The organism is Alkalihalobacillus pseudalcaliphilus, from assembly GCF_028610675.1.
Classification (GTDB): Bacteria; Bacillota; Bacilli; order Bacillales; family Bacillaceae_D; genus Alkalihalobacillus; species Alkalihalobacillus pseudalcaliphilus.
This window is the reverse complement of record NZ_JAQQWS010000009.1, coordinates 38434-52060: the sequence shown is the minus strand read 5'-3', so window position 1 is coordinate 52060 and position 13627 is coordinate 38434. Positions and strand designations below refer to the sequence as shown.

Sequence of the window (13627 nt, the reverse complement as noted above, 5' to 3'; positions counted from 1 at the left end):
GGGTTATAATTCCCTTTTTAAATTCTGATTGAGGAAGTGGAACGTAAACGTCTCACTTGAATATAGAGTTTAACGTTAAGTATTTAATTAGCTTGTTCAAATTTTTCTAAAATCCTATTTGGATGGGAACTTTCTTTTTTCATATGTAATAGTTGATAAAAATAAGAAAGGCAAGCCCTAGCGAAGGGCTCGCCTATTAATATGATTGAACTGGTGGAGAGGAGCATAAGTTCATCATTTCTGAGGGAGTGAAGGGGTCAAATTAGAGGAAGTTGACCTTATCATAGGGGACGTTCACTCTATAATAGATATTTAGCATTTGAATCTGTATTGTTTTTTTATGATGGAAAGAAAGTAATAGATGATAGTAACTTTATTTCATAATGCCTATTTATAACCCAAAGATCGATACTGCCTATCTAGTGGGACAAAATGACCGTATCTTTTAGTACGTATTATTTTTTATGGTAAAGCATTTAATTATAGAGATTGTTTGATTAAGTCTTATTAAATTGAGAAACTCTATGGGAGGATGGTGAGTTACTTCCTATCAGGATAGGCCACCATGAACAAATGGTGATCAGTCATTATGTTCATAGCTAGCCTAATACCTACTTCATTATAGGTTAGTGACCATCTCTTCCGAAGCGAGAAACACAATAAGCGGTATTATGAACCTGATTTTTAATTGATGAGTAAGACACATCGAGGACTAATTGTTCACGATTCTTAAATATAATAATAGATTTTGTCTTGTCTGTAGGATGCTTGATATAACGATCCACGTTATGATAGACAATCCAAATATTAGCATCAGACTCAGGTGAGTGAGTAGGGAAGATATAAAGATTCCTTAACGGGTCGACTGGTATTGGGACTTTGCTTTGTATCCCAGTGTTATGAATAACCGCCCGTTTTCTTCCTTCATAAGTGGCACCACCCTTCAGGCATGCATAGTCAAGAATCTGTTTATCCGTCTGCTTGACTTTGTATACGTGATGATACTCTTTTACCTCGGTTTCATAATCAAACTCAAAAGCAGTGCGAAAATACAGTGTATCGTTAGTAGGCTCATAAATACTTAATATTTTCCCATTTCCCATTAGTCGCGCCCCTCTCAAATAATAGTTGAAGCTAGATGAAAAGGAATAATGGAAAGGATGTCTAGATTTAATCTTATGTAAGCATGAAGATTGTCTAGCAGTGAATAATGACTACAGAAAAAAATTGAATACTAGTCTATTAGACAGATGGTATCCAGCAGCTTAAAGAGATATTGTATGTATAGGTCCATCTGGATAAGGTCTCTTTTTGCATTAGTATGGTTCAAATAGATATGTAGTTCATATTATAAACTTCTAAACGTATAAGGCAATGATGGACTAGTTGTGTAACGCTGTTTTAAATCAATTATCCTTTCTTTTGAATCCTTCCCATACCATAACTTCACAACCAATACCCTACAATAAAAAAAGGCTAAACCACTTCACCTCCTATAACTCAATTACTAATATAGTAACATGAAAAAAGAACTAATTTAGTAAAAAAATTACAGTTTAATGAAATTTTTAATAGTTATTTTTGTTTAATGTAAGAAAATTAACTACCAGGTGGTAAAGTAGTTAAATGATATCGACATTTGGATGGTGAATGTAAGCATCCGTGAAAAATCTAACAGTTAGCTCAACCCCTGCCCCATAAAAGGCAGGGGTTGAGCGATGATTAGTTTTAAAATCCAAACAATTAATTTAGTGTGTTTAGATTACTTTTAAACATGTAAGAATTAGTATCTGATTCATACAGCTGTCTACTGTTACATTTCATAAAGAAGATAAGTTAATTTTTCTACTACCTTTAACTCAACAGCCAAATCCGTTAACAAACACACTATACTATCATTCCACAAGTTGATAACCATGACCTTCCATTAGCTTCACGACAGATTCCAATGAATATGTTTGATCATACATATTGTAGTACTCATTAATTTGAGCTATATTTGCTTTATTTTCTTCATCCAAAATAATATCTGTAAACCCATAAATAGTGGTAAATTGTTCAGTTAATGCTCCATCCGAATCTATCTTTTTTATCGTATAGACATTTACTAAAGTGCCATTACTTGGCCCACTAGTCCAGAAATTGACTTCTTCATCATCACGTTTATACTGACGATATAAAGTATGCTCCTTTTTAATTTCATATTTATAGAAATCCCATGGTGAATCTTGATACTCTCGATTAATTCCCTCACTTATTAAACGTTCAATATCTTCTACGTTCACAATTTGGGATACATCTGTTGCCACAACGTCTAAGTTTGCTGCAGTAAATTCTGCCTTCCCTTCCCCTGATAGGACGTAACCATATGAGGATAAAGAACTTCTTGATTCATCTGTTAACATAACCGTAACCGTGTCATCATTATGAATATCTCCATCTTGTACCGCTTCAAATCTTAAATGACTTAAAGGCTCTGCAAAGGTAGTATCAATGATGACATTCCCCTTGCCACTTACACCTGTAAAATTGACTACAATATTTTTTTCAAGTTCCTCATCACTCAGTTCACTAGGTTCCTCTAGTCCAGCAACTGTAAATTTCACTTCATCTTTACCTTTTATTTTACTGGACTTGTTTTCATCAACAGTGATAGAGGCAATGACCTCATCACCATTAGACAAATCCAATTCTCGATCTAGAGTAACCTGATAAGAACTTAGCATGTCCTCTATTTCTATTATGGTATCGTAATCAAGATTAAAAAACTCCTCGCCAGAAACCTCAAACACATGCTGTATTAGTCTCTCTTCATCAACAAAAAATGAAGCACTTCCCATAGAATCATAGCCACTAAAATTCACTTCAACAAACTCCGATAAATCTGCTTTCGAATTACACCCCATTAACAACACACTTATCATTAAAACACCTAACAATTTCAATATTTCTTTATTCACTACAATATTCCCCCATTCAATACAAATGATGTTTTTATTACTATCTATATATATTTCGGCTGTGATTCCAAATAATTTAGGTATTTTATCCTATTTCTCTTGAACTGGATTTAGTTGAATATTGTAGACAGATTGATTCATCTGTGCCTACTTTTGATCCATCGAAAGCAATCATTGACGATTGAGCCAACGCGTACTCTTCACAAACCTCTCCAATCAAATCACTTCCAAAACCGCCACAAACAAAAAGAAGTCCCATGCAATTGCCTTTCAAGTGATGGATAGGAGATGTCTAGGATCAGATCTTTTCGGTTAACAAATTGCACAATTGATTTGAGCCGGTCTGTTGGGTGTTTACAATCACTGTGGACATTGTGGAAGAATAGCCAGGTATTTTCGGGTGCTTGAGGTGAGTGGGTTAGAAAGGCGTAGAGCTTTTGTTTCGGATTTAGTGGCATTGGGACATTGGTTAGTATGCCGGTGTTGTGGATGACGGCGGTTTTACGGACGTCCTATGTGGAGCCACCGTCGAGGCAGGATTGGTTGATGATTGGCTGTGTCGTTTGTTCGACGTAGTAGCGAGCGACCACTTCTTCTACATAGGTTTCGTAGCCGATTTTATAGCCATGCCGGATATACAAAGTGTCCATGGTTGGTTCGTAAATAGAGAGGGAAGTTGGTGGCATTTGATTATTCTCCTTTTTTTCGTGGATTCGGTCTGACGAGGGAAATGTAGTTATTTTCGTGACGATGTAGGAATTTCATGGTTAGCTCATCGAGTTTTTCCTAGTGTTTATTGAATTTCTCTTGTCCTATGTAGTTACGTAAGAGGAAGTAAATATGGAAGGTCATCGTGGTGTGACCTGACTCGATTTTAATTATCATCAAATATTGATAAGAAGATTTGAACGAACTATAGTGCGTAATTGTTAATAGGTGAAAATAAAGACTCACATAAGACTCGTTTCATAAGTTTTAAGTGGTATAATGGGCCACTTTATTGTTTAGATCCAAATAATCCGATCCTTTAAGAAGGTCGGATTATTTGAGGGATACTCAGAAGCAAACAGTTATATTACATGGGATTATTGATCTAAAAGCATGGCATATGAATCATGTTTCTGAATTGAATAATTTCATAGTGAGAGAGCGGTTCATTTACCTTTTTTAATGGCACAGTGGCGTGATTAAAGACTGTTGATTTCCATTTCTCTTTATGAAAGAAGGATATATAGAAGTTTAATAGAATATAGTAAAAAGGGCTTAGTTAATATAGCCTGTTATTTGTTGTTTGATTAAATGGAGGAGGTAATTATATTAATAAAATCACATTTACAGTCTTAGCTGTGACCAAAACGTATTCTGGATACTGTATTGCAGGGATGGACCAAAATGGGGAATGGGTTAGACCGTTACCCCCTGATAGAGAGTCTAAATTTTTTTCTTCACTTGCTTATGAGAATGGCGAGTTGGTTAAAGTTGGTGATGTCTGGTCTATTACTAACTATCAAACAGAAACAGATAAACTATCTGTTGCACATACTGAAGATATCAGGATAAAAAGATTTAATTCGTTTCAACTAGTCAATCAGCTTACAAATAAGGCACTAATCAATTTTGTATCTAGTCACCAAGAATCTTACCATGAGTTATTAGATACTTTGGATGCACGTGGTCGTTCGTTATGTATGATTAAGATTGATGAATTTAGGCAGGTAGAGGAAAAGGTTCGTATCACTTTTATATATAAAGGTAAGAAATATAGAAATACGACATTCACAAAAGGCTTTCCAGTTACTGATTTGAAATGGAGAGCGTATTTAAAGGGAATTCAAATTCCAAACAGTTATCGTTCCATCTATGCCATTATCGGCTTGGCAAGAAAAGAGCCAAAAAAAGATATTTATAAAGAGTATCCGATGATCATTAGTCTGATCACGGACCCTGATGTCCCGATATTAGACTCTTATCCTCATTAGTGCTAAGATAATGACAAAATAGTTAAAAGGGGTGTCGTTTGATGAAGAAGTTCGACAAACCTCGTGGACAGTTATTCACTTCAAACCCAGCGGGTCTAAAATATTTAGAAGAACAAGCAGAGTTATGGCAAATTACGAGAGCCGGGGTAGAAATTCCGAATACTTTGTTAGTCAAGCAGTTATCACCCTCAAAAGAACTGTTTTTACGATTTGTGAAGCATTGGAAAGGTAGCAGTTCTAAAGAGTGGTGGCCCAAGTATGAGGAATTATTTCTACAAGAACTAGAAAATGAAGAATCCATACAATGTCTTCGTGAAATTTACAAGCGTCTTTTAATCGGCAAAAATATCGTCCTCATTTGTTTCTGTGATGATCATCGTTATTGTCACAGAAGGTTAGTGGCAGACTTTTTTAGGCAATTTCATATTGAACCGATTGAACTTAATCCAATAAAAAGTGAACAGTTACCATTATTTAAATAAAGTAGGGGAGTGCTTATGGGACGAATGATTAGTACGATTGGTTTTTCGAAAAAATCATTAAGGCATTTTATAAGTCTCTTGAAAGAATCGGGCGTAACTAGACTTGTTGATACAAGGCTCCATAATACTTCCCAATTATCGGGTTTTGCAAAAAAACAAGACTTAGAATACATTTTGGAGCTTGTTCATATTGATTATGTTCATTGTCCAACATTGGCTCCCACTGATGACATTCTAAAGCATTACAAAAAGAAGGAAATCAGTTGGGAACAGTACGAGCAAGATTATTTAAAATTAATAAAAAAGCGTGAGATTCTGCCATTAGTTAAGCGTTTGATGGATGGTGAACATATTTGTTTGTTATGTAGTGAGCATGAATCTGAGCATTGCCATCGTCGATTGTTAGCTGAATATGTTCAAGAATCCATTGATGATACGACGATTCATCATTTGTAAAAACTTCCGTGTATAAGACACATTCATTATTTATATAAAAGCGAGCTAGATTAGATTATTTTGCCATACTCTAATCTAGCTTGCTTATTTACGTCCTTAAGCAACTAGTTTTCTTCGTTTCACAATTAATACTGCCGCACTGCACCATCAGGTGACAATAACCTACCTACTAATAGATCTTTATACATATTCGTTGCAGTATATGGTAAGAGTGTCTAGTTTTTTATTCTACTATATTGGAATTTATGGAAATGGACAGGAAGAAATATAAAAATTTAAAAACTTTAAAAAGTTTTTCTGAACTTGCAAGGCGTATGTAAAGTGGCCCTCGTTTACGACACTTTCAGCAAAAAAAGCACTATATGTCAAGTTATTTAAAGGTAATCTAGTTAAACAAATTGTTAGCGTAAGTTCCCTCACTTAGTTTACTTGCTGATATTATGAATGATATGATTAAATGGAAATAAAAGTAAATTAAAGGGTGGTGAGATCAAAATGTTAGATCCAAATAATCAAAAAAAACATTATATGACTTTTCCTTAATTTGTGCAGTAATTTTGATTGGAGTTGCTGCATTTATTTTCAGGGATATACTCTTCACCATGGGGGATTCTGTTTTTGAAACATTGATGGATAGCGTCGTATCCAGTAAAGTATTTGAAATGGTCGTAATTATCGACAACGACTCCGGTTTATAGGGCTAATAAGCCTTATAAAATACAGAGCGGATAAAAATAAGCCCCAATTGTGGGCTTATTTTTTTATGGGATATTAATTCATTTGAATGAATGGAGTTTGGTGAATATTTAATTGAAAAGATACTTAATTGTCATGTGTTGAAGAGGGGTAGTTTGTTTTCCGTAGTAGCGGAATTCAGGTAGTTTTAGTAGCCATTTCACTTTTTGTCAATATGTCAAATATTATCGAGAGGCTGACTTTTTTGCGATGGTAGTGTGTCGGTATAATTCATTTTTAGTCACGCTTTAAACGGTCCACTTCTCTAGGTGTTAACCTTTAAACATTTAAAGTGCTGGGAACTCATCCTATTCTTAAACATATCTCCATTCCATCATTCTCTAACCCGACGCAGTAGTTCAGACTATACATTTTTTGAAGACTATTCAAATCTTGAGATTTCAATAATTGAATAGAAAATTAAAATGTGAGCGTTTACATGATGAGTACTCAAGAGCATAATGGGGGCAATACAAGTATGATTGTCACATGGAAAAAAGCTGAATAAGGGAGGGTGTGGCTACGATTGGTTATAGTGTTTTTTGAATTGGAGGGAAGTAATAGATGTTATCTCGACCCTTAGAGCCAAAAGAGAAATTAAGTATTCAAAGGAAAAGCAGAAAAGAACAGTTGCTCGGGCATATTCGTTTGTATTATCAGCTTTACTTAATGGTATTACCTGCTTTTATTATCATTTTACTTTTTAATTATGTACCGATGTATGGCTTGCAACTTGCTTTTAGGGAATTTGATCCGACACGTGGTATTACAGGTGGTGAATTTGTTGGATTGGATTATTTTAGACGTTTTATGGAATCTCACCAATTCTGGACTTTAATGCGTAACACTTTTCTAATTAGTTTTTACTCGCTTATTGTCGGTTTCCCCATTCCCATTTTTATTGCATTAATGTTTAACCAGATTAGACACGCACGTAGAAAAAGAATGATTCAGACTGTTGCCTATATGCCACACTTCATTTCTGTTATTGTGGTGGTTGGTATGATACTCATTTTCTTATCGCCTTCTACTGGTATTATCGGTCATCTATTTTCCTGGGTTGGTTTGGAACCCGTTAATTTCTTAGGGAAACCTGAATACTTTCGTTCTATTTATGTACTATCCGATGTTTGGCAGCACGCTGGTTGGAATAGTATTATCTTTGTGGCTGCATTAGCAGGCGTGAACCCACAACTTTATGAAGCAGCAAAGGTGGATGGAGCAAGTCGGTTACAGCAGATTATTCATATCGATATACCTCATTTAGTTCCGACGATCATCATTTTGCTTATTTTGAATGCTGGATCTTTACTTGGTGTTGGTTTTGAAAAGATATTTCTAATGCAAAACTCTATGAACCTTCCAGTATCTGAAGTGTTAGAAACGTATGTATATAAAATTGGAATATTATCTAATCAGATTAGTTATTCGACAGCAATTGGCTTATTTAATACCATGATTAATTTCATTATTTTAATTGTAGTCAATCGAATTGCCAAAAAAACAAGTGAAACAAGTCTGTGGTAGAAGGGAGGATAAATGAAAGTGAATCAGACTATGAAGGATTCTCCCTCAGAGCTTTTCTTTAAATTCATGATCGCTCTTTTTTGTACGACTTTGGTCATTGTCACGTTATATCCTGTGTATTTTGTCGTGATTGCTTCTATTAGTAACCCGGCGTCTGTTGCGAATGGAGATATTTGGTTATTTCCAAATAACATTACCTTCGCTGGCTATATTGAAATTTTTAACGATGATCGGATATGGAGGGGCTTAAAGAATACGTTCATTTATACGATTGGTGGAACGGTTGTCAGCTTGCTGTTTACGATACCTGCTGGTTATGCATTGTCTAGGGTGGATTTTACAGCTAGAAAATTCCTAATGTTTTTCTTTGTATTTACGATGTTTTTTAGTGGGGGATTAATTCCAACCTATTTAACGGTCCAACAATTTGGTTTGACTAACACCATTTGGGTAATGCTTATTCCTTTTTCGGTAAATGTATTTAATTTGATCATTACCCGTGTATTCTTTCAAACGACATTACCAAAAGAATTACTAGAATCAGCTAAACTCGATGGCAGCACGGACTTTCAATTTTTCCTACGGATTGCATTACCATTATCAAAAGCTTTGATTGCTGTAATGATGCTTTATTATGCGGTTGGTTATTGGAATGAGTATATGAAGGCATTGATTTATTTAAATGATTCAAAATTATACCCATTGCAGCTAGTACTCAGGGAAATTCTTGTTATGAATCAAGCGTTTAGTAGTGGAGCTGGTAGTCAAATGCTTAGTACAGGGGACGTAACGGCACAGCAAAAGGGTGATTTAATAAAATACGGTGTCATTGTCGTTTCATCGGTTCCGATATTACTAGTATTTCCATTTGTACAAAAATATTTTGAAAAAGGTGTCATGATCGGTTCTTTGAAGGATTAGTTGTTATTCATATTGAAAAATGAAAGCAGAGAGAGGGGAATGGTAGATGAAGAATGTGAAGTTGATTTTTCCGTATTTGGTTGTATTAGTAATGTTGGTGATGGTGTTAAATGGTTGTAATCCATCTTCCAATGAGGAAGGAGGAACTACGCCAGATGGAAAAGTAAAGCTAGAAGTATTAGCTGTTTTAAATGCCTTAACAAAAGATATGGATGAAATCCCTTATGTACAAGATGTTGCTGATGCAGCAGGGGTAGAGATTGAATGGACAGAGGTCAGAAGTGGGTGGGATGAACAAAAAAATCCGATCTTAGCTAGCGGCAATTTACCGGATGTGTTTATTAGTGCAATCGGTTATGATGATATTGCGACATTTAATTCTTTGTTTCTACCTTTGGATGAATTAATTGAAGAACATGCACCTAATATTAGTAAAATGTTTGAAGAGATGCCCGAGGTAAGAGATTTGGCTACAACAATTGATGGTGAGATTTATGGGCTGCCAGCCGTATTACCTCATCGTCCTTCTAGTAGTGTAATTCCGATGATTAACCAACAATGGTTAGATGACCTCGGTTTAGAGACACCAACAACTTTTGATGAATTATATGAAGTATTGAAAGCGTTTAAAGAGGGTGATCCTAACGGAAATGGAAAAGCAGATGAGATTCCATTTGACTGGGCACCTGATCATGGCCCTTACAGTGCATTAGCATTAATAGGTGCTTATGGTAATTATGTTGCACATACGGACTGGTATAATACTGTGAAAGATGGGGAGCATATTTTTCTGCCAGCCACAGAAGATTATAAGGAACTCGTATCATTTTTACACAAATTATATGCTGAAGGATTAGTTAACCAGGAAGTATTTACACAGGATTGGTCGCAATTTTTCTCGCGTTCACAAGCTACTGATGCGGCAACGGTTGGATTTACAATTGGGTGGTCATTTGAACAACGAGTTGGAGCATGGAGTACCCAATATGAAGTTATTGAGCCATTTCGTGCAACGGAGGGCGTTCAGGCTTTGTGGCCAGCTGATCCACTTGGTATGAAAACACAAACGAATAAAGCGGTTATTTCTGCAAGTGTAGAGGATCCAATCGCTGCGATTCAATGGTTAGACGGATTCTATTCGGAAGAGGCTTCAGCACAGGGTTATTATGGTTCTTTTGATATTGGTATTGAACAAGATGGGAATCAATATAAGGTTATGACTCCACCCGATAATATAAGTGAGGATGAGTGGAAGTGGACAAATGCTTTGGTAGATCACGGTCTTATGTATGTTCCAGATGAATTAGATTCTCGAATTGCTGCCCCACCAACTGTACTTGAAAGAATGGAGCAAGATACGTTATTAGCTGATTATTATCCAGACTCCAATCGGATATTACCACCTGTCAAATTTACAAAAGAAGAGGATAATGAATTAAGTATTATTCGTACAGATTTAACTAATTTAATTACGAGTAAGTGGGCGGAATGGATTAGTAATGGAGGAATTGAGACAGATTGGGATAATTATATTGAAAATTTAGAAAATATGGGATTGCCGCGTTATCAAGAGATATATCAAGGAGCGTTAGATAACCAGTATTAAAACAAGATCGCAAGTCATATGCTAAAAAAACTCAGTGAGAGCTGGGTTTTTTGCACATGAATAATAAAGATTAGCTAGGTCTATGAAGAAGCAAACTAAATAGCTGCTAGTAGTTGAATGGACAATCAAATTATGAATGAATGCTCATAGAGTCACTCAAGATAATATCCGTACAACCTAATTAGTGACGGAAGGGGGCATGTTTGAACCGTATACAAAACCCACATGGAGGAGCTAAAATCACTTCGCCACCAACAAAGATGAAATTGGTGTTTGGCACTTTAACTGGTGGAACTTCATTCAATTTGGTTTTGAGGATTCTCACGTTTGGCTGTAGTCCCGCCACTTTTTGGGATAGCTCGTAAGAGCAATCCCAAAAAGATTCAGCGCACCGCACAAACAGCCACAAATAACAAAAAAGAGAGGAGTAACTCATCAGGATTAGTATTCAATATCCAAGTGTTTTTGGACCGTTAGCCAAGCTTGCTTGGCTACTTCACGCCTTTGCGTGAAGTTTTGAAAATCGAAACCGCCATTCAGATGATTTCATTCATCTGATAAGGCGATTTCGATTTTCAAAAACGGACCAAAAACAAAGACCGAAAGGTCAACTTACATGAGCAGAAGCACTAACTTTCATATAAAAGTAGAAAAAACGTTGTAGACAAACATTCAAATAATCGAAAGGAGGAGAAAAATGAAGATATGGAAGAAATATCGTCATCAAAAGGCATTATTAAAATTTCTATTATCCTATATTACCGTATTCTTATTACCCGTCCTCTTTTTACTTTTTTACTTCTATCCACAGACAACAGCGATTATGAAGGAAGCGGCAATTGACAGTTCTAATGCATTATTAATACAGACTGTGAACAATATTGATATGCAAATGGAGAATTTTTGGAATTATCCGGATGCTATTCACCGAAATAATCAATTAAATCGTCCGGTTTTTAGAGCGGACCACGGCTATAATACCTATCATATTATGCAAGAAATGGAGAAGATGTTTGGCTACAATTCCTTTGTTGAGAAAGTGATCTTTTATAATAAGGAATCTAGTTATTTTTATTCTTTCCCTGGAAGTTATCCACTAGATGAATTTAATGAAATTGATAGTACTTTTTATTATCCAAACTGGGATAAACGGATGATGTTACAGGATCTGAATCAGCTAACAGATATCTCAATTAGATCCGCAGAGCCACTTGAATTATATGGAAGATTTAATAGCTCATATGACGCTGTAACCGTATTAATGCCAGTCCCATATCGGAATCTATATTCGTATGGCGTACTAATGTTAGTAATTCCAGAACATAAGTTCTTTTTAAATCAGCCATATGATGATGATGAAATTCAACATAACTTTTTCGTTTTTGACAAAGAGGGTGAGCTGTTAGCAGCGTCTGATCATGAAAGTGAATATGAGTATCATGAGCTTGTAGCTCTGCTAGAAGACAGGGGGGAGAATTTAGATGAACTCATAACACTCTCAGGCAAGAGATACTTAATCAGTTTACAAGCATCAAAAATTTATGGTTTAACTTTTATGAGTGTGACACCACTAGAAGATGTGTTACATAAAATCACCCGCTTGAAAGCGGTTACTTTTTTGTTGATTATGATCATTATCAGTGTTGAAGTCTTACTGATCTATTTGTTTATGCGAACAAATTACGAGCCCATTAGAAAGTTAAGGAAAAAAGCCCTAGTGTCAGTAAAGTCGCTACCAACCCAAAATTTGAATGAGTATGAGGTCGTTTCCTATGCCTTTGATAGTCTTCATAATGAAAACCGTGAACTATTTAGTAAAGTAATGCTGAACAAGAATATATCAAAGGAATACTTTTTTATACAATATTTGAATGGAACACTACCTAAGGATGATGTTTCGAAACAAGCAATTGAACACCAAATACAATTGAAGGAATATGTTTGTTCTCTTACTTTTTTTGCAAAGGATCGTAATATTATCACATTGCTCCCTGGACTTAAAGGTTATATTGACTTAATAGGCACAGAGTTTGACCAACTTGGGAGTTATTTGGTTAAAGGTTTGAGGCATGAAGATTTTATTCTAATCTTAACGATGGACCAACAAGAACTAGCTAAATTGGTAGAGGAAAAGCTTCGGACCTTTAGTTCAAATGTAAGGATTGGAGTAGGTACCGTTGAAAAAGTAGAAAGGTTAAATAATAGCTATATTCATAGCTTAGCCGCTTTAGAGGTCTCAATTTTGAATGAACAAAGTCAAGTTGTAGATTATGATCAAATTGATGTAGAAAGTGCTAATGTTCTCAGTCAATTATTTGACACAATAAAAGTGATCGAAATGAGTCTTACACGTCGTGATTCGATGCTAAGTCAAAAACAGCTAAACAAACTGATTAACTTAATGAAAACAAAAGTTAGTAGTATTTTTGTTTTAAAGATGATATTTATTAATACTTATAATGTGTTAGCAAAGGAATTAAATCAATTAGGACATAATGAAGATTATTATTATGCCATTTCAGAGAAGAAAATTGATGTACTTCAACTTGAAAAGATATTACGAAGTATGAGTGAAAAGTTAGTTACTGAGTGGGAGAGTCATGAATCGGTGAAAGGTTCTGTTAATATCCAAGAGGTATTGAACTATTTAGACCAACACTATATGGATGCGAATATGTCGATGCAACAAGTAGCCGATCAGTTTGGGCTATCTTATACAAATTTCAGTCATTACTTTAAGAAAAAGATAGGGGAAAATTTTGCCCCTTATTTAGAAAAGCGTCGGATTAATGAGGCCAAAATTCTATTGAGTGAAAGTAAGTATCCTATAAAATTCATTGCTGAGCAAGTTGGTTATTTGAATGCTAACAGCTTTACGAGATCGTTCAAAAAAGTAGAAGGCATATCGCCTGGTGAATATCGTAAGCTTAATTAAATACTCATCAAGATCGAGGAAAAGGG

General features: G+C 35.3%; 10 protein-coding genes and 1 pseudogene. 7 read left to right on the top strand and 4 right to left on the bottom strand.

All coding sequences use genetic code 11. The features are described from left to right. Positions 1 to 626 precede the first annotated feature (626 nt). The 4 genes and pseudogenes from PQ479_RS16545 to PQ479_RS16535 form a co-directional block, all read right to left on the bottom strand. The gene (locus tag PQ479_RS16545; RefSeq protein WP_053070280.1) at positions 627 to 1103 is read right to left on the bottom strand and encodes a competence protein ComK; all 477 of its coding nucleotides are present in this window, start codon (positions 1101 to 1103) and stop codon (positions 627 to 629) included. 792 nt (positions 1104 to 1895) lie between these two features. After that, a complete protein-coding gene (locus tag PQ479_RS16540; protein ID WP_047987080.1) occupies positions 1896 to 2960 on the bottom strand; it encodes a hypothetical protein in 1065 nt (354 codons plus the stop codon). Between the two features lie 221 nt (positions 2961 to 3181). After that, positions 3182 to 3454, bottom strand: a pseudogene (locus tag PQ479_RS21915) (competence protein ComK); the annotation flags it as partial. Positions 3455 to 3472: 18 nt separating this feature from the next. Further along, positions 3473 to 3646, bottom strand: a complete 174-nt coding sequence (locus tag PQ479_RS16535) for a hypothetical protein (RefSeq protein WP_273717096.1) — start codon at positions 3644 to 3646, stop codon at positions 3473 to 3475. Between the two features lie 630 nt (positions 3647 to 4276). Here PQ479_RS16535 and PQ479_RS16530 point away from each other — a divergent pair. The 7 genes from PQ479_RS16530 (at position 4277) to PQ479_RS16500 (ending at position 13601) form a co-directional block, all read left to right on the top strand. Then, positions 4277 to 4939, top strand: a complete 663-nt coding sequence (locus PQ479_RS16530) for a dual OB domain-containing protein (RefSeq protein WP_420535557.1) — start codon at positions 4277 to 4279, stop codon at positions 4937 to 4939. A gap of 41 nt (positions 4940 to 4980) precedes the next feature. Continuing rightward, positions 4981 to 5421 carry a DUF488 family protein, N3 subclade gene (locus tag PQ479_RS16525; protein ID WP_047987082.1) on the top strand — a complete coding sequence of 147 codons (441 nt, stop codon included), beginning with the start codon at positions 4981 to 4983 and terminating at the stop codon, positions 5419 to 5421. A gap of 15 nt (positions 5422 to 5436) precedes the next feature. Continuing rightward, on the top strand, positions 5437 to 5877 hold the full coding sequence (locus PQ479_RS16520) for a DUF488 domain-containing protein (RefSeq protein ID WP_047987083.1): 441 nt from the start codon (positions 5437 to 5439) through the stop codon (positions 5875 to 5877). A gap of 1299 nt (positions 5878 to 7176) precedes the next feature. Then, positions 7177 to 8139 (top strand): ABC transporter permease, encoded by a 963-nt coding sequence (locus tag PQ479_RS16515; RefSeq protein WP_083991147.1) that lies wholly within the window; start codon positions 7177 to 7179, stop codon positions 8137 to 8139. 18 nt (positions 8140 to 8157) lie between these two features. Further along, a complete protein-coding gene (locus tag PQ479_RS16510) occupies positions 8158 to 9060 on the top strand; it encodes a carbohydrate ABC transporter permease (RefSeq protein WP_083991172.1) in 903 nt (300 codons plus the stop codon). A gap of 46 nt (positions 9061 to 9106) precedes the next feature. Next, positions 9107 to 10666, top strand: coding sequence for an extracellular solute-binding protein (locus PQ479_RS16505; protein WP_053070281.1), 1560 nt, complete (start codon positions 9107 to 9109; stop codon positions 10664 to 10666). A gap of 697 nt (positions 10667 to 11363) precedes the next feature. Continuing rightward, on the top strand, positions 11364 to 13601 hold the full coding sequence (locus PQ479_RS16500; RefSeq protein WP_047987085.1) for an AraC family transcriptional regulator: 2238 nt from the start codon (positions 11364 to 11366) through the stop codon (positions 13599 to 13601). The last annotated feature ends 26 nt before the right edge of the window (positions 13602 to 13627 follow it).